The 18,428-nt window shown below is 32.1% G+C and carries 13 protein-coding genes and 1 other RNA gene; 13 read left to right on the forward strand and 1 reads right to left on the reverse strand.

The window, feature by feature from the left end; genetic code table 11:
• Positions 1-47: 47 nt before the first annotated feature.
• From rpmI to GQ596_RS01315, 10 genes are all read left to right on the forward strand, one after another.
• Positions 48-245, forward strand: a complete 198-nt coding sequence (rpmI, locus tag GQ596_RS01270; RefSeq protein ID WP_025315575.1) for a 50S ribosomal protein L35 — start codon at positions 48-50, stop codon at positions 243-245.
• A 33-nt stretch (positions 246-278) separates the two neighbouring features.
• Complete coding sequence (gene rplT, locus GQ596_RS01275; RefSeq protein ID WP_024496189.1) at positions 279-632, forward strand: 50S ribosomal protein L20; 354 nt, start codon at positions 279-281, stop codon at positions 630-632.
• 217 nt (positions 633-849) lie between these two features.
• The gene (pheS, locus tag GQ596_RS01280) at positions 850-1,833 is read left to right on the forward strand and encodes a phenylalanine--tRNA ligase subunit alpha (protein ID WP_160399877.1); all 984 of its coding nucleotides are present in this window, start codon (positions 850-852) and stop codon (positions 1,831-1,833) included.
• A 16-nt stretch (positions 1,834-1,849) separates the two neighbouring features.
• Positions 1,850-4,237, forward strand: coding sequence for a phenylalanine--tRNA ligase subunit beta (gene pheT, locus GQ596_RS01285; protein WP_160399878.1), 2,388 nt, complete (start codon positions 1,850-1,852; stop codon positions 4,235-4,237).
• Positions 4,238-4,241: 4 nt separating this feature from the next.
• Positions 4,242-4,535 (forward strand): integration host factor subunit alpha, encoded by a 294-nt coding sequence (locus GQ596_RS01290; protein WP_065637551.1) that lies wholly within the window; start codon positions 4,242-4,244, stop codon positions 4,533-4,535.
• A 138-nt stretch (positions 4,536-4,673) separates the two neighbouring features.
• Positions 4,674-4,769, forward strand: an RNA gene (gene ffs / locus GQ596_RS01295) — signal recognition particle sRNA small type.
• 198 nt (positions 4,770-4,967) lie between these two features.
• Positions 4,968-5,837: a protease HtpX gene (gene htpX / locus GQ596_RS01300; RefSeq protein ID WP_160399879.1), complete on the forward strand. Its 870-nt coding sequence runs from the start codon at positions 4,968-4,970 to the stop codon at positions 5,835-5,837.
• Between the two features lie 88 nt (positions 5,838-5,925).
• Positions 5,926-7,863, forward strand: a complete 1,938-nt coding sequence (locus tag GQ596_RS01305) for a U32 family peptidase (RefSeq protein ID WP_160399880.1) — start codon at positions 5,926-5,928, stop codon at positions 7,861-7,863.
• 391 nt (positions 7,864-8,254) lie between these two features.
• Positions 8,255-8,968, forward strand: coding sequence for a helix-turn-helix domain-containing protein (locus GQ596_RS01310; protein WP_160399881.1), 714 nt, complete (start codon positions 8,255-8,257; stop codon positions 8,966-8,968).
• Positions 8,969-9,018: 50 nt separating this feature from the next.
• Positions 9,019-10,059, forward strand: coding sequence for a YdgH/BhsA/McbA-like domain containing protein (locus GQ596_RS01315; RefSeq protein ID WP_160399882.1), 1,041 nt, complete (start codon positions 9,019-9,021; stop codon positions 10,057-10,059).
• A 62-nt stretch (positions 10,060-10,121) separates the two neighbouring features.
• Here GQ596_RS01315 and hrpA read toward each other — a convergent pair whose 3' ends face one another.
• On the reverse strand, positions 10,122-14,000 hold the full coding sequence (gene hrpA, locus GQ596_RS01320) for an ATP-dependent RNA helicase HrpA (protein WP_160399883.1): 3,879 nt from the start codon (positions 13,998-14,000) through the stop codon (positions 10,122-10,124).
• A gap of 81 nt (positions 14,001-14,081) precedes the next feature.
• Between hrpA and GQ596_RS01325 the strand changes: the two genes are divergently transcribed.
• From GQ596_RS01325 to ppk1, 3 genes are all read left to right on the forward strand, one after another.
• Positions 14,082-14,501 carry an META domain-containing protein gene (locus tag GQ596_RS01325; protein WP_160399884.1) on the forward strand — a complete coding sequence of 140 codons (420 nt, stop codon included), beginning with the start codon at positions 14,082-14,084 and terminating at the stop codon, positions 14,499-14,501.
• A 344-nt stretch (positions 14,502-14,845) separates the two neighbouring features.
• The gene (pykF, locus tag GQ596_RS01330; RefSeq protein ID WP_160399885.1) at positions 14,846-16,258 is read left to right on the forward strand and encodes a pyruvate kinase PykF; all 1,413 of its coding nucleotides are present in this window, start codon (positions 14,846-14,848) and stop codon (positions 16,256-16,258) included.
• A 108-nt stretch (positions 16,259-16,366) separates the two neighbouring features.
• A complete protein-coding gene (gene ppk1 / locus GQ596_RS01335) occupies positions 16,367-18,424 on the forward strand; it encodes a polyphosphate kinase 1 (protein WP_160399886.1) in 2,058 nt (685 codons plus the stop codon).
• Positions 18,425-18,428: the final 4 nt, after the last annotated feature.

Raw genomic sequence — 18,428 nt, forward strand, 5'->3', positions numbered from 1 at the left:
CACCATTATTTTATTTTTATTAACAATGCGAAGTGGAAATTAATAAAATGCCTAAAATTAAAACTGTAAGAGGCGCAGCAAAGCGCTTTAAAAAAACAGCTTCTGGTGGCTTTAAGCATAAGCAAGCTAATAAAAGTCATATCTTAACTAAGAAATCAACCAAACGTAAACGTCATTTACGTGGTTTGACAACTGTGTCAAAAGGCGATTTAGGTTTAGTTACTGCGTGTGTTCCATACGCTTAATTCATTGGTTAATTTATTTAGAGGATATAGTTTATGGCTCGTGTTAAACGTGGTGTTATTGCTCGTGCACGTCACAAGAAAATTTTAAAACAAGCAAAAGGTTATTATGGTGCTCGTTCACGTGTATATCGTGTTGCTTTCCAAGCTGTAATCAAAGCAGGACAATATGCTTACCGTGACCGTCGTCAACGTAAACGTCAATTCCGTCAATTATGGATTGTTCGTATCAATGCTGCAGCACGCCAATGTGGTCTTTCATATAGCCGTTTTATTAATGGTTTAAAGAAAGCTTCTATTGAGATTGATCGTAAGATCCTTGCTGATATTGCGGTATTTGATAAAAATGCGTTTGCTGCATTAGTTGAAAAAGCAAAAGCAGCACTGTAATAGCGTCATAAGAGCCGAGTTATCTCGGCTTTTATAATTTTAAAATTTTGATTTTTATTATAAAGAGTTATTCAATTATGAACTTAGTTATTTTTTATTTCTTTTTTGGCTTTTTTAGTAATGCTAATTAACGAGGCAAAAAAAAAGTAAAAGATGATTATAAAAGCCTCAAAAAGAGGCTTTTTTTATATAATGAACAAATAAGCAGGAGAACTGTATGTCTCAATTAGTTGAACTGGTAAATAAAGCCAAATCCGCTATTGAAAGTGCTAATGACATTAATACGATCGAACAAATTCGGGTAGAGTTTTTTGGTAAAAAAGGCCATTTTACAATACAAATGGCTTCATTGCGTGATGTTCCTGCCGATGAACGTCCAGCTGTAGGACAAAAAATAAATGATGCAAAACAAAAAGTTGTTGAAATATTAAATCAAAAACGCAATCTTTTAGAGCGTCAAGCTCTCGATGCAAAGTTGGCAAATGAAACGATAGATATTACTTTACCAGGAAAAACGCTTGAATTAGGTGGATTACATCCCGTTACCAAAACAATTAATCGCTTAGTCGATTTTTTTGGTGAATTAGGTTTTATTGTTGAAACTGGGCCAGAAATTGAAGATGACTACCATAATTTTGATGCACTAAATATTCCTGCTCATCATCCTGCTCGTGCTGATCACGATACATTTTGGTTTGATGCAAAACGATTATTAAGAACACAAACTTCAACCGTACAAATTCGTACAATGGAAAATCAAAAACCACCAATTCGAATCATTGCTCCAGGGCGAACTTATCGTAATGATTATGATCAAACTCACACGCCAATGTTCCATCAAATGGAAGGTTTGCTTGTTGATAAAGATATCAGTTTTACTCATTTAAAAGGACTATTGCACGATTTTCTGCATTGTTTTTTTGAAGATGACATGGAAATACGTTTTAGACCTGGTTATTTCCCATTTACCGAACCTTCCGCCGAAGTTGACATAAAGGCTAAAAATGGTAAATGGCTAGAAGTATTAGGTTGTGGAATGGTTCACCCCAATGTATTACGTAATGTTGGTATTGATCCGGAAGTATATAGCGGTTTTGCGTTTGGTATGGGAATAGAGCGGTTAACCATGTTACGTTACGGTGTCACTGATTTACGTTCTTTCTTTGAAAATGATTTACGCTTTTTAAAACAATTTAATTAATTCTGGAGATCAAAACATGAAATTTAGTGAAAGTTGGCTACGTGAATGGATCAATCCAGAAATTAGTAGCGAAACGCTAGCCGAACAATTAACAATGGCTGGTTTAGAAGTTGATGATATTGAAAAGGTTGCTGGTGATTTTTCAGGAGTGGTTGTTGGCAAAGTCGTTGAATGTATGCAGCATCCTAATGCAGATAAATTACGTGTTACGAAAGTTGATATAGGTAAATCAGAATTACTTGATATTGTCTGTGGAGCGCCAAATTGCCGTCAAGGATTAACTGTTGCTTGTGCCACAGTCGGAGCTATATTACCTGGTGATTTTAAAATTAAAGCAGCCAAACTGCGAGGAGAACCTTCAGAAGGGATGCTTTGTTCTTATTCCGAGTTGGGTATTTCTGATGATCATAATGGAATTATTGAATTACCTGATGATGCGCCTTTAGGTATGGATATTCGCGAATATTTAAATCTTAATGATGTAATAATTGATATTAGTGTAACTCCAAACCGTTCAGATTGTTTTGGTATTATTGGTATTGCTAGAGATATTTCTGCAGTTAACAATATAGTTATGAAAGAACTAAAAGTAGACAATGTACCTGCAACGATTACCAATATTTTACCAATTGAGGTCAATGCCCCCAAAGCCGCACCACGTTATTTAGGTAGAGTTATAAAAAATATTAATGTTAATGCAACAACACCTCTTTGGATGAAAGAAAAATTGCGTAGAGGCGGAATTCGTTCAATTGATGCCGTTGTTGATATTACTAACTATGTGTTATTAGAACTAGGTCATCCAATGCATGCTTTCGATTTGGATCAAATAGAAAAAGGTATCATTGTTCGTTATGCTAAAGAAAATGAAAAACTAGTTTTACTCAATGGTAATGAAGTTAAACTTAATGATAAAACCTTAGTTATTGCTGATCACCAAAAAATCTTAGCATTAGCAGGAATTATGGGAGGAGAAAAATCAGGTGTAACTCAATCTACTAAAGATGTATTTCTTGAATCAGCATTTTTTAATCCATTAGCAATAATAGGAAAAGCTCGTGAGTATGGTTTACATACGGATGCTTCACACCGTTATGAACGAGGTGTTGATCCTGCTTTACAATTTGCTGCAATGGAAAGAGCTAGCCAATTATTAATTGAGATTTGTGGTGGTGAAGTAGGTCCAATTATTGATGTCACAAATCAAAATGAGCTTCCTACACAAGCAACTATTGAGTTACACCGCAATAAAATTGATCGTATCATTGGTTATCAAATCGAAACGCAAAAAATTAGTGATATTTTAAACAGACTTGGTTGTCAAGTTGAATATAATAATAATGTTTGGATTGTTAAATCACCAAGTTGGCGGTTTGATTTACAAATTGAAGAGGATTTAGTTGAGGAGATTGCACGTATTTATGGATATAACAATATTCCAAATGCCAATCTAAAGATTGAATCAGTGATGAAACCTAAACCAGAAAACAAAATATCACTACGAAGAATAAAAGATCTATTGGTTGATAGGGGATATCAAGAAGCAGTAACATACAGCTTTGTTGATCCCAAAATTCAACAAATTCTTCACCCAGAACAAGCTGAAATAACATTACCGAATCCTATTTCAAGTGAAATGTCGGTTATGCGGTTGTCGCTATGGTCTGGATTATTGGATGCAGTTTTATATAATCAAAACCGTCAGCAAACACGTATCCGATTATTTGAGACTGGCTTACGTTTTATACCTGATGAAAAATGTGAATTTGGTGTACGTCAAGAATTAATGTTATCTGGCATTGTTTCAGGAAATTTATACGAAGAACATTGGGGACTTCCAAAAAAGAACGTGGATTTTTACGATCTCAAAGGTGATATTGAGTTAATTTTGTCTCTTTTGGGATGTGCTGATAATGTATTGTTTAAAAAATCTCAATTATCAACCTTACACCCAGGACAAAGTGCTGTAATTTATTTAAATGGGGAGTTAATAGGTTATTTTGGTGTCTTACATCCAGAAATTGAAAAAAAATTATCTTTAAATAGTAAAACGCTTGTTTTTGAAATAAATTTAGCTAAAATTAGTGAAAAAAAGATACCTGTTGCTCAGGACTTATCCAAATATCCGTCGAATAAACGAGATATTGCAATTATTGTTTCGAATACGGTACCAGCAGCAGACATTATTTCAGAATGTAAAAAGGCTGGTGGTGAGCAACTTGTTAAAGTTAATCTTTTTGATGTGTATCAAGGTGAAAATATCAAACAAGATCAAAAAAGCCTTGCTATTAGTTTGATTTTGCAAGATAAATCTCGTACACTTGAAGAAGAAGATATAACAAACATTGTAAGCAAGTGCGTTATTGCTTTACAAAATCGTTTTAAAGCCCTATTAAGAGAATAATAATATGACATTAACTAAAGCAGATATAGCAGATCGTCTTGCCGAAAAATTTAACATTGATCGCCAAGAAGCTAAAGTCCTTGTTGAACTCTTTTTTGAAGAGATTCGTGTGGCTTTAGAAAAAGGAGAGCCAGTAAAATTATCTGGATTTGGTAATTTTGCTGTGCGCGATAAAAATTCACGTCCTGGACGTAATCCTAAAACAGGTGAAAGTGTAGATATTTCAGCTCGTCGCGTTGTCACATTTAGACCTGGAATCAAGTTTAGAGAACGTGTAGAAAAAAATCTAGTTATCTAGGTTTATAAATTTTTTTATACTCTCAATGTAATTGCCTTTCTTTTGTTAAAACAACAATAGAAAGGCTAGTTTTTTTATAAAAAATGTTGTATTAATTTTTAAATTAAAGCATAATATCGACTCTCTCTATGGAGACTCTATGGGTCCTCTTGCAACATTTTTTTGCTCATCAGGTCAGGTCCGGAAGGAAGCAGCCAAAGTAAAAAATATGTGTGTGGGATGTGGCTGATAGAGTTTCCTCCATATCATTATTTAATTTTTATCTAACTATTTATATTGTATTTAGTACGTAAATATTAATTCATCATAAAATATACCTACATTGATAGTTGTATCTGGAATTTATTTTTGAGATCATATATAAAATATATTTTATATCGTAGTATTACGATTTAATTATTTTAAATTACTATACCAAAAGAGAGAAAAATTATGATGCGAGTTGGATTATTTATTCTAACTAACTTAGCAGTTATGTTTGTATTTGGAATCATTCTAAGTATCTTAGGCGTTGATTCACATAGTACTCTAGGTTTACTTATTTTTGCAGCAATATTTGGTTTTGGAGGTTCTTTCATATCTCTTCTGTTATCTAAGCGAATGGCTTTACGGTCAGTAGGGGGAGAGATCATTACTCAACCGAGTAATAGTCAAGAACAGTGGTTGCTTGACATTGTCCGTCGCTTATCAACAGAACTTAATATAAAAATACCAGATGTAGCTATCTATCACGCCCACGATGTTAATGCTTTTGCTACAGGTGCAACTAAAAATAGCTCACTTGTTGCCGTTAGTTCTGGCTTATTAAATACTATGACCCAAGATGAGGCTGAAGCAGTAATTGGTCATGAAATGAGTCATATAGCTAATGGTGATATGGTCACAATGACTTTATTACAAGGTGTACTTAATACTTTTGTTATTTTTATTTCACGAATTTTAGCCTCTGTTGTAGCTCAAGCATTAGATGACCGTAATCGTGGTTTATCACAACTAGCGTATTTCGTGATAGTCATGGTGTTTGAAACAGTATTTGGTATTTTAGCTAGTTTAATAGCCATGTGGTTTTCTCGTTATCGAGAATTTCACGCCGATGCTGGTTCGGCTAAATTAGTAGGCAGCACAAAGATGATTGCTGCGTTAGAAAAACTAAAAACTAGCCATGAACCAATTGAAGATACTTCAATTTTAGCATTCTGTATTAATGGTGCGAAAAAAGCAAAATTTTCTGAATTGTTTATGTCTCATCCACCATTAGAAAAACGTATAGAAGCTTTACGAAACCAAACTTACCAAAGTTAATGATTAGAAAATACAAGCATTATTGAATAAATAATGCTTGTAAAATAAAGAACAAGCTACCAATTAGTTATATTTCAAAGAGTTCATAATGTCATATCGTATCACCAATAATAAATTAGAATTACTTAGCCCTGCCAAAAATATCGAAATAGCAAAGCAAGCTATATTACATGGTGCTGATGCTGTATACATTGGTGGACCAAACTTTGGTGCTAGACATAATGCTAGTAATTCAGTATGTGATATTGCCCAGTTAGTTGAGTTTGCTCATCGTTATTATGCAAAAGTTTTTGTAACCTTAAATACCATACTTCACGATAATGAACTTGAACTGGCAAGACAATTGATATGGCAATTTTATGATGCGGGTGTGGATGCATTAATTGTACAAGATATGGGAATTTTAAGTATGGATATTCCCCCTATTGATTTACATGCTAGCACTCAAATGGATATCAGAACCCTCGAAAAAGCCAAGTTTTTATCTGATGTGGGATTTTCACAAATTGTATTAGCGCGTGAACTAAATTTAAATGAAATAGCCCAAATTAATAAACAAATTGATGCAAAAATAGAGTTTTTTATTCATGGAGCACTTTGTGTTGCTTTTTCAGGACAATGCTATATTTCTCATGCACAAACAGGACGTAGTGCAAATCGAGGAGATTGTTCCCAAGCTTGTCGTCTTCCTTTTACTTTAAAAGATGATCAAGGGCGAATTGTTGCTTATGAAAAACATTTGTTATCAATGAAAGATAATAATCAATCTGACAATCTGCAAAAATTAATTCAAGTAGGTGTAAGATCGTTCAAAATAGAAGGGCGTTATAAAGATATAACTTATGTTAAAAATATAACTGCATTTTATCGTCAAAAGTTAGACAAGATTTTATCTGAATCACCAGAGCTATTTCCATCTTCAAGCGGTAAAACGGAACATTTTTTTACGCCAGATCCTAATCGAACATTTCATCGAGGCAGTACAGATTATTTTATTAATGGTAGAAAGCCTAATATTGGTGCATTTGATTCGCCTAAATTTATTGGTTTGCAAGTTGGTGAAATTACCAAGGTTACACCTAAATCTATTGAAATCAAATCAGGAAATACATTATCTAATGGTGATGGTTTGAATGTACTTATAAAACGGGAAATTTTTGGTTTTAGAGCTGATAAAGTTGAAAAACTTTCAGTCAATCAATATCGAATTTATCCAAATGAACTTCCTGAACCACTTTTATCTGTTAAATTACCTTATTTGGTAAATCGAAACCTTGATCATATCTGGCAACAAAATTTATTAAAAGAATCAAGTATTCGTCGTATTGGTGTATCATTTATATTAAATAATACTGAAAGCGGTATTGAATTAATAGCCAAAAGTGAAGAGGGTATTTGCGTTAATGTAGAACTAAATGGTTTGTTTGAACTTGCAGAACAACCAGATAAATCACTAAAAAACATTAAAGATAGTTTATCAAAATTAGGAAAAACCATCTATTATTTAGTTGATTTTGAAGTGAATTTAACCAAAATCCATTTTATTCCAAGTAGTCAGTTAAATCAACTTAGAAGAGATACTATAGCTAAATTAACTATAGCAAGATTAGAAAATTACCAACCTCAAAAGCGTAAACCAAAACAAGAACCAGCCCCAATTTATCCTGAAAATCATCTGAGCTTTTTGGCCAACGTTTATAATCATAAGGCAAGAGAATTTTATATGCAGCATGGTGTAGAATTAATTGAAAGTGCTTATGAAGCGCATGAGGTTAAAGAAGATGCACCATTAATGACAACCAAACATTGCTTACGTTTTGCATTTAATTTATGCCCAAAGCAAGCTAAAGGTATTCAAGGGGTGAAAAGTAAAGTAACACCAATGAAATTGGTTCAAAATAATGAGGAATTATTATTAAAATTCAACTGTAAAGCTTGTGAAATGCAAGTTTGGGGAAAAATCAAAAAACATATTTTAAAAATGCCACTTCTTGGAAGTGATTTTATTTTAATAACTAAAAGTTAAAAATATTTAATAACCAATGATAGCAATGAAATAAATAACAAATTAATTCGCAATATTATACGTTATTTAACATAATATACATTATGCGAACCACGATAAACGTACGTGAATTCTGTAGATACAACCAACAAAATCTGCCGTCAATTTAAATTTAGACTGCCAAATCCACCAACTCTATAATCAACCTATAAATAAACAAAAAACCAATAAAACAAATAAAATCAACATGTTAAAATAATGTATATTATGTTAAATAACGTATAATATTGCGAATTAATTTGTTATTTATTTCACTGTTATTAAATAATAATATAGTTAGTAATTTTTGTTTTATTTATAAAGTATGATAACCTAATCATCTAATAAATTATGATTATATTTTTCTATTAATATGCAAAATATTTTTAAGACCTTACGTTCGAAAAGTTATTCAGTTCCATGTGAATTATGCAGTATCGGCTCTCTTTGTATTCCCATGTTACTCAATAATAAGTTAGATAACATATTAGATCGAAAAGTGTCTTATGCCAAAAATGAAATTATAGTTAAAGCAAATACACCATTTACAAAATTCTATATTATTCATTCTGGTGCATTAAAAACTTTCGTGACAACGCCTGACAATTATCAACAAATTAATGGTTTCTTTTTACCTGGTGATATTGTTGGTTTAGATTCAATTTCCACTAAAATATATAATAATAATATTCAATCTCTTACTAATACGCATGTTTGCGAACTTCATTATGAAGAATTAATGTCATTAGTTGATACTCAAAAAAATGTTAGAGACATGGTTCTTAATTTACTCAGTTCTGATATTTATGATTATCAAAAATTGGTATTATGTTATTCACAGAAAAAAGCTGATGAAAGACTAGCAACTTTTATATATTCGCTTTATCGACGTTATGAACAACGAGGGCACACTTCATTAAATATAAAGCTCATGATGAGTCGGGCTGATATTGCTAACTATTTAGGTCTAACCATCGAAACAGTTAGCAGGAGTTTATCAAAACTTCAAGAACAAAATATTTTATCTGCTAAAGGAAAATGCATATTTATTAAAGATTTAAATGCTTTAATGAGTTTAGGTAATTAAATTTAGTTATGCTAAAATAATCACAATAATTTATTGTAGGGTCTTAATATATGACAAGCTTAAAGAAAACATTTATTGCAGGAACTATGGCTTTAGTCCCCCTTTTTTCGTTTGCAGCTCAACAACTAACAGAACAACAAGCTAAAGATTTACAATCATTTAAAAGCATAACTATTCGTGGTGCATTTTATACTGATAGTGATTATGTTTTGGCTATGTCAAAAGCCGCTGATAAAGAAGGTGCATCTTCTTTTTTTATAACTACAACTAATATTAGTCCTTCTAATGATACTTTGCGCATTGTTTACGCTAAATTATATAAAGCTGATGCCCCAAAAGCAGAAGAACAAACTGAAAACTTGCGCAAATTTGAAGGTGTATATGAATATCCAAAGTCTAAAGCAATCCGTTTAGAACCTTTTAATATTGTTCGTATTCGTGGATATTTCCCTAGTGAATATGATATAAACCGAGCTGTTGCTAAAGAAGCATCATTAAAAGGAGCCTATGCCTATTATATCGATTCACGTTCTGAATTGGGGAGTAATATACAAGTTGCAGCTTATTTATTTAAGAAAGATGCACCTGAACGTAAACTTCAACCAGAAGATGCTATTCCATATGATTCAGAAGCTGGGCAACAAGCTCTTGCTCAAGGTGGTGATGCAGCAATGCAAGTTGAAAAACCAGGCTATTATTCCCCTTCTGCTTTTAATGAAAAGTTTTATGCAGATAAATTTAATAATAAAGTCAAAGTTATTGATGAACCTAATAATAAAACGACATCAACTGTAACGACAAATGCATCTTCATCTGAAACAACTTCTGTTGTAGAACCTCAACGCGTTACTCGTTACACTGTCACACTACCTGATGGACGAAAAATCCAAGAATTAAATGATGCAACCGCCGCTAAAATGGTTGCATTTGATACAATAAAATTTAAAGGATACTACGTTACTGATCAAGAAATCTCTTATCAGGCAGGTAAACGAGCTATCGATGGTGGTGCTAAATATTATCACATAGCTAGAATTGCCCATGATTCAAATGGTCCGAATATAACTGTTTTTGTTGATCTTTATCGATAACTTGCATAGATAATGGGCGTTATGCGCCCTATTTTTTAGTCAATAAAGTGTTCTTTATTCGATCATTGTAATTCAGATTTTACTGTATCGATTTGTTGCTTAATACGTTTTGCTGAAATAGGATATGGTGTACCAAGCTGTTGAGCAAATAAATTAACCCTTAGTTCTTCAATCATCCAACGAATATTGGTTACTTTTTCTTGTGATTTTAAATATTCTGGCAAGTTATTTACCCATTTTGCATATTGATTTTCAGTATCTTCGATAATCGTCATCGACTGCCTGTCTTTAGTCAAATTTACCATTAACTTTTCAATTCTTTTTTCAATTGCAGTTAAATAGCGGAAAATATCAGGTAGTCTATTGTAACCTGATTGTGCAACAAATCCTTTATAAACAAGATGATCGAGTTGTTTTTTTATGTCAGATAACGCGAAAGCTAATGATAAATCAATTCGTCCTTTTAACTTTTTATTAATGTTATAATGTAAAGTCAAAATAGCTTCCACTTGTTTTGCAATATCAACTACAATTTCATTAATATGGCCTTTGATATAATCCAATAATGTCTGATAGGCATCTTCACTTTGAATAAATTGACCATTTTTTTCAATTAAATAATCAATACCACAAGCAATGCAGTCATCAATCAAACTTAGTACCGTCCCAAAACTATTAAAATACAAACCTAATTTAGATTTATTTGGTAGTTTTTCGTGTAAGTATTTGATTGGTGATGGTATATTGAGCATAAATAAACGTCTTAAACCTAATTTAGTTAATCTTTTTTGTTCATCTTGATTATCCACTAATTTTATGCTCACAGAATGTTGATTATCAATGATTGCTGGATAAGCTTTTATCGTATAATTATTGTTAGCTTCTTCATAGACACTAGGCAAATGACCAAAATTCCAGTTAACTAAATTATTTCGCTCAATTTGAGATGCTTTTTTGGTTGTTAAAGAGGATAACGCTTGCTGAACTTCATTTTTAAGTTGTTCTTTTAGTAAAGTTAGGTCCTTATTAGCAGCAATTTCTTTATTATTTTGGTCAACAATACTAAAAGTTATTTTTAAATAATTAGGAATTTGCTCAAGCTGCCAATCCTCATTTGTAATTTTCACACCGGTTATTTTGTAAAATTCAGTTTCTAAACTTTCAAGCAAAGGAATGTCTGTTGAAACAGCTCTACTCAAAAATGCATCAGCATAGTTTGGTGCAGGAACAAAATTTCGTCGCAATGCTTTTGGTAATGATTTTATTAATGATATAACTAAATCTTTTCTAAAACCAGGTACTTGCCAATCAAATCCCTTATTCTTAATTTGATTTAGTAAATCAAGTGGTATTTTTATTGTGACGCCGTCACGTTTGTGTCCAATATCAAATTGATAACTCAATGCTAATTTAAAATTATCTTGATACCAAAAATCAGGAAAATCATTTAAATTAACTAGTTCAGCAGATTGTTTGATCAACATTTCTTTTTCGACATTAAGAAAGTTAGGAGCCAATTTTTGCTTTTGCTTCCACCATGAGTCAAAATGTTTTGATGAAATGACAGACTTATCAATTCGTTTATCATAAAAATCAAAAAGTTCATTATCATCAATTAAAATATTTTGCCGACGAGACTTATGTTCAAGATCTTCAACCTCATTGATCAATTTTTGATTTTGCTTATAAAATCTATGATTTGTTAACCAATCACCTTCAACTAACGCATGCCTAATAAATAAGCTGCGACTTAAGATAGGATCGATTTTACTATAATTGACTATTCTACTTGCGACGATGGGTAAACCAAATAAAGTTACTTTTTCGTTCGCTATTGTGGTGCCCTGCCTTTTTGACCATCTAGGTTCACTGTAGCTATACTTAACTAGATGCTTTGCTATCGGTTCAATCCATTCTGCATCTATCTTAGCGACAGTTCGCCCCCATAATCGACTTGTTTCAACTAATTCACTGGCAATACACCACTTAGGTTGATTTTTGAAAAGTGCTGAATTAGGAAAAATTGCAAATTTAATATTACGAGTACCAATATACTCGTGTTTTTCAAGATCTTTCATGCCAATATGAGATAGTAGCCCACTCAATAAAGCTACATGAAGTGAACGATAATCAGCTAATTGACTGTTGATGGGAAAAGCCAATTGTTTTATCGTTTGTCTGATTTGTGTATAGACATCTTGCCATTCTCTAATACGAAGATAGTTTAGAAAATCTTTTTTACATAATCGTCTAAATTGGTTTCCTGATAATATATTTTGCTGTTCTTTAATATAATTCCATAAATTAATTAAAGAAATAAAATCTGATTCATTATCAATAAAGCGACGATGTTTTTCATCTGAAGCTTGTTGTTTATCAAAAGGCCTTTCTCTTGGATCTTGAATTGATAAAGCAGCAGTAATTATCATGATTTCTTTGGTGCAACCTAATTTTCTTGCTTCAACAAGCATTCTGGCCAATCTTGGATCAATTGGTAATTGTGCTAAAATTTTTCCTATTTCAGTTAAATGATATCGATGATGTTTTGTAAATATTGCACCAAGTTCTTCTAATAATCGGATACCATCTCGAATATATTTTGCGTCAGGTGATTCAACAAAAGGAAAGGCTGCAATATCACCTAAACCTAAAGAAGTCATTTGTAATATCACTGATGCTAAATTGGTTCGCAAAATTTCAGGTTCAGTAAATTCAGGACGAGACAAGAAATCTTGTTCATCATATAAACGTATACAAATACCATCAGAAGTTCGTCCACAACGCCCTTTTCGTTGGTTAGCTGATGCTTGAGATATGGGTTCAATGGGCAAACGCTGAACTTTAGTACGATAACTATAGCGACTGATTCTAGCTAAACCAGGATCAATAACATATTTGATTCCAGGTACAGTTAAAGATGTTTCAGCTACATTAGTTGCAAGAACTATTCGCCTTTTAGTATGTGATTGAAAAATTCGATTTTGTTCAGATGCTGATAATCGTGCATATAAAGGTAAAATATCCGTATGACGAAGATCTAATTTATTTAATGTATCAGCAAGATCTCGAATTTCTCTTTCACCTGTTAAAAAAATCAGTATATCACCAGAGCTTTCAGCTGATAGCTCATCAATTGCATCAATAATAGGTTGAAAATCACTATTTTTATCGTCTGAATTATCACCGTTATCCAATATCGGTGGGCGATATCTAACTTCAACGGGATAGGTTCGTCCCGATACTTCAATAATTGGCGCCTGATTGAAATGCTTTGAAAACCGTTCTACATCAATCGTTGCTGACGTTATTATAACTTTTAAATCAGGACGCTTAGGTAATAATTGTTTAAGGTAACCTAGAATAAAATCAATATTTAAACTACGTTCATGAGCTTCGTCAATAATAATAGTATCGTATTGTAATAAAAGTTTATCTTTTTGAATTTCTGCAAGTAATATACCATCAGTCATTAATTTAATCAGTGTTGTATCACTAACATGATCTGAAAATCTAACTTTGAAACCTACTAACTGCCCTATTTCTGTTTTTAACTCTTCAGCTATACGATTGGCTACTGAGCGTGCAGCGAGTCGCCTTGGTTGGGTATGGCCAATATAACCTTTAACGCCCAAACCTAATTCTAAACAGATTTTTGGTATTTGTGTTGTTTTCCCTGAACCTGTTTCACCCGCAATTATGACAACTTGATGCTCTCTAATTGCATCATAAATCGACTGTTTTTTTTCAACAACAGGTAAATTATCTGGGAAATTAATTTTCTTTGGTAACGATGCTATTCTAGCCTGATAATGTAAATTAGCATTTTGTATAGCAGAATCTATATCAGCTATAGTTTGACTTTTCTTAGCTAACTTTATTATTTTATGTTTATCTAAGAAAGTTATTGAATCAAGGTTTTTTAATTGGTTTTGAGATAACATAAAAACTCAGATAATTTTAATTGACATCATATTTGAATTAGAATTAATTATAGCAAATCTAACCTATTATTAGGAGTTTAAATGAAAAAAACATTATTACTAATTTCACTATTTACATTGTCTTTAGTTATGTCTGGATGTAACAAATCAAATAAAATACAAGATACTGATCTTATGCATCACCGTTTTGTGCTAATTAAATCAAATGGCCAACCAGTTTCTTTAGATGAACAAGCTGAACTTATATTTGGTGAAAAGATGACTATCACAGGGAAAATGTGCAACCAGTTTTCAGGTCAGGTTACTTTAAATAAAGATAGCATTAATGGTTCTGGGCTTGCGATGACGAAAATGCTTTGTAGTGATGAACAATTAAACCAATTAGATTATATTATTACGCAATTAATTACTAATGGAGCTAAAATTAATTTAAACAACAACCAGCTAACTTTAAAAAACAACGAAAACGAACTAATTTATCAACTTAACGACCTAATGTAATTTAAAATATTTAGTTTTTTGTGACATTGGGCATAAATCGTTTTATTAAGTTGTCATAATTTAATTGCTTTTTAAGCAATAAAATTAAGATAAAAAACTTTATTTAAAATACTGTTAAGAATATAATAAGGACAATTTTTAAGGAATTTAGCTTATTGATGAAATTATCATATTCTTCGAGTACGTTATGCATTTTTGTAGCTGTTTTTAGCCACAAAGAATACTTTTACTAATAACACCAATGCTTTGTCATTGGTTTTTTTTTGCGAAGTACGGGTGTATCGGATTTTTGAATTGATTAAAACTTTAACATTAACATTAAATATTACTAAGTAGATATTATTATGAAAAAGACAAAAATTGTTTGTACTATTGGGCCAAAATCTGAATCAAAAGAAATGTTAGCAAAATTATTAAACGCAGGCATGAATGTTATGCGTTTAAATTTTTCTCATGGTGATTATGAAGAACATGGCAATCGTATTAAAAACTTACGTGAAGTGATGCAAGAAACAGGTTTAAAAGCTGCTATTATGCTAGATACTAAAGGACCTGAAATTCGTACCATAAAGTTAGAAGGTGGTAATGATGTATCACTTGTAGCAGGTCAAACATTTACCTTTACCACAGATAAAACTGTTGTTGGAAATGCCGAACGAGTAGCGGTTACTTATGATGGCTTTGCTCATGATCTTAAACCAGGCAATCGTGTACTTGTCGATGATGGTTTAATTGCAATGGACGTTAAAGAAGTCAAAGGTAACGAAGTTATCTGTACAGTTTTAAATAATGGTGATCTTGGTGAAAACAAAGGTATCAATCTACCTGGTGTTTCAATTAAGTTACCTGCACTTGCAGAAAAAGACAAAAACGACCTTATTTTTGGTTGTGAACAAGGTGTTGATTTTATTGCAGCATCATTTATTCGTAAACGTTCTGATGTTGAAGATATCCGTGCTCATTTAAAAGCACATGGTGGAGAAGACATTAAAATTATATCTAAAATCGAAAATCAAGAAGGTTTAGATAATTTTGATGAAATTCTTGAAGCTTCTGACGGTATTATGGTTGCTCGTGGCGATTTAGGTGTTGAAATTGCGGTCGAAGAAGTTATTTTTGCTCAAAAAATGATGATCAAAAAATGTAATAAAGCTTCAAAACCAGTTATTACCGCAACACAAATGCTTGATTCAATGATTAAAAATCCACGCCCTACTCGTGCTGAAGCCGGCGATGTGGCTAATGCTATTATTGACGGAACCGATGCTGTAATGCTTTCTGGTGAAAGTGCTAAAGGTAAATATCCACTTGAAACAGTCAATGTCATGGCAACTATCTGTAAACGCACAGACAAAACAATTCCTGCTTCATTAGAATTAACAACAAAAGATGAAAAATTAAGTATAACCTCAGCTGTTTGTTGTGGTGCGGTGGAAATTGCTGAACGCTTAAATGCACCGTTAATTGTGGTTGCAACTCGCAGTGGTAAATCTGCTCGTGAAGTTCGTCATTACTTCCCAAGAGCGCGTATTTTAGCGCTTTCATCAAGTCAAAAAACGGTTAATCAATTAGCTGTTACTAAAGGTGTAGAACCAATTTTAATTGATTCAATTAACTCAACTGACGATTTTTACCGTTTAGGTAAAGAGATGGCTGTAAAAGTATGTGGTTTACAGCAAGGTGAAATTATTGTGATGGTATCTGGTGCATTAGTACCAAGTGGAACAACTAACACAACATCGGTTCATCGTATTTAAACGTTAAATTTTTTCTATATAAAATAAAAAAAGCTAGCAGCCTGCTAGCTTTTTTATTTACATAAGTTATTCTGTATACAATATTATTAATAGAGTTAAAACACAACCATGATTGAAGAAAAAGTATATTTACCTAAAGAGCTTAGCTGGTTATCTTTCAATCAGCGAGTTTTACAAGAAGCTGCCGATAAAAGTAATCCGCTTATCGAGCGAATACATTTTTTGGGGATATACTCAAGTAACCTTGATGAATTTTATAAAGTCCAGTTTGCCAACTTAAAAAAATATGTACTTATAGAACAAGAACAAGTTCATTCTTCATCTAATGCTAAAAATTTATTACGACAAGTAAATCAAAAAGTTATCCAATTAGAACTGCAATTTGATCAGCTTTATAATGAATTATTATTAGAAATGGCTAGGAATCAAATATTCCTGATTAATGAAAGACAACTTTCATCGTATCAAGAGAATTGGATAAAAAATTATTATAAACAAAATCTTAGACAATATATCACGCCTATTTTGCTTGATAGTCATACCGAGCTTATTCAATTTTTAAAAGATGATCATGCCTATTTAGCTGTAGAAATTATTTGTCAGGATAACATCAATTATGCACTTCTTGAACTACCAACCGATAATATCCCTCGTTTTGTATTATTACCGTCAGAAGTATCAACTAAAAATAAGTCTATTATTTTCCTAGATAACATATTACGCTACTGTTTATCAGACATTTTTAAAGAGTTTTTTGATGCTAAAGAATTAAATGCTTATTCAATTAATATCAATAGAGATGCGGAATACGAATTAAATACTGAGTTAGATAGCTTACTTGAACTCATGTCTCAAGGTTTAAAACAACGCTTAACAGCACAGCCCGTACGTTTTACTTATCAAAAAGATATGCCCAAAGCTTTATTTGAATTATTGATCAATAAATTACGATTAACCGAACAAGATGCAATGCCTGGAGGGCGTTATCCTAATTTTAAAGATCTTGTCAGATTTCCTGATTTTGGACAAAAAAGTCTATTAAATAAAAAAATCCCGAGTCTAAGTTATAATCGATTTAAGCAATTTCGTAACGCATTTGATGCAATTAAAGATAGAGATGTATTGCTCTATTATCCTTACTACTCCTTTGGCCATGTTCTAGAAATTATGCGGCAAGCCTCGTTTGATCCCTCTGTTACTCATATTCGAATGAACATTTATCGAGTAGCCAAAGACTCGCGCTTTATTCATGCTGCAATTAATGCCGCTAATAATGGTAAAAAAGTTACCGTAGTAGTTGAGTTACAAGCACGATTTGACGAAGAAGCAAATATAAAATGGGCAAAACGATTAATCAGTAGTGGAATTAAAGTTATCTATTCACAACCAAAGCTCAAAATTCACGCCAAATTGTTTTTGATTGATCGTAAAGAAAACGACGAAATTGTTCGTTATGCGCATATTGGTTCAGGTAACTTTAACGAAAAAACAGCACGAATTTATACTGATTTTTCACTATTAACTGCAGATCCAGCTATCACTGAAGAAGTTAGAAAAGTCTTTAATTTTATCGAAAATCCATTTAAACCGGTAACTTTCAATCATCTACTTGTTTCACCACAAAATACACGATTACGCTTTAATGAGTTTATTGAGCGAGAAATAAATAACGCTAAAGTCGGTAAAAAGTCAGGCATTTATCTAAAACTAAACGCTATTACCGATAAAGAAATGATTGATGAGCTTTACCGTGCATCGTGTGCTGGTGTAAAAATTAGAATGGTTGTACGAGGGACTTGTGTTTTAGTGCCACAAATACCTAATTTGAGTGAAAATATTTATGTGACTAGTATTGTGGATCAATTTCTAGAACATGCTCGTGTGTATATTTTTGAAAATGATGGGAAAAAAGATACCTATATATCTTCCGCTGATTGGATGCCTCGTAATATAGATAATCGTATTGAAGTAGGTGTAAAAATCTTTGATCCAATAATAAAATCAACAATTCATAATATTTTTGATATACAGTGCAATGATAACGTAAAAGCCCGTATCATTGATAAAGATGCAACAAATAATTATGTACAAAGAGGTAATAAGAAAAAAACCAGAGCTCAATATGCTATTTATGATTATTTAAAGCAATTAGAATCATTTGAATAAGGAT

Origin of the sequence: Gilliamella sp. Pra-s60 (assembly GCF_009795755.1) — a bacterium.
GTDB lineage: Bacteria > Pseudomonadota > Gammaproteobacteria > Enterobacterales > Orbaceae > Gilliamella.

Bases quoted from the DNA above. Each gene is read 5' to 3' on its own strand.
- rpmI (WP_025315575.1), top strand. From the start codon at position 48: ATGCCTAAAATTAAAACTGTAAGAGGCGCAGCAAAGCGCTTTAAAAAA.
- rplT (WP_024496189.1), top strand. From the start codon at position 279: ATGGCTCGTGTTAAACGTGGTGTTATTGCTCGTGCACGTCACAAGAAA.
- pheS (WP_160399877.1), top strand. From the start codon at position 850: ATGTCTCAATTAGTTGAACTGGTAAATAAAGCCAAATCCGCTATTGAA.
- pheT (WP_160399878.1), top strand. From the start codon at position 1,850: ATGAAATTTAGTGAAAGTTGGCTACGTGAATGGATCAATCCAGAAATT.
- GQ596_RS01290 (WP_065637551.1), top strand. From the start codon at position 4,242: ATGACATTAACTAAAGCAGATATAGCAGATCGTCTTGCCGAAAAATTT.
- htpX (WP_160399879.1), top strand. From the start codon at position 4,968: ATGATGCGAGTTGGATTATTTATTCTAACTAACTTAGCAGTTATGTTT.
- GQ596_RS01305 (WP_160399880.1), top strand. From the start codon at position 5,926: ATGTCATATCGTATCACCAATAATAAATTAGAATTACTTAGCCCTGCC.
- GQ596_RS01310 (WP_160399881.1), top strand. From the start codon at position 8,255: ATGCAAAATATTTTTAAGACCTTACGTTCGAAAAGTTATTCAGTTCCA.
- GQ596_RS01315 (WP_160399882.1), top strand. From the start codon at position 9,019: ATGACAAGCTTAAAGAAAACATTTATTGCAGGAACTATGGCTTTAGTC.
- hrpA (WP_160399883.1), bottom strand. From the start codon at position 14,000: ATGTTATCTCAAAACCAATTAAAAAACCTTGATTCAATAACTTTCTTA.
- GQ596_RS01325 (WP_160399884.1), top strand. From the start codon at position 14,082: ATGAAAAAAACATTATTACTAATTTCACTATTTACATTGTCTTTAGTT.
- pykF (WP_160399885.1), top strand. From the start codon at position 14,846: ATGAAAAAGACAAAAATTGTTTGTACTATTGGGCCAAAATCTGAATCA.
- ppk1 (WP_160399886.1), top strand. From the start codon at position 16,367: ATGATTGAAGAAAAAGTATATTTACCTAAAGAGCTTAGCTGGTTATCT.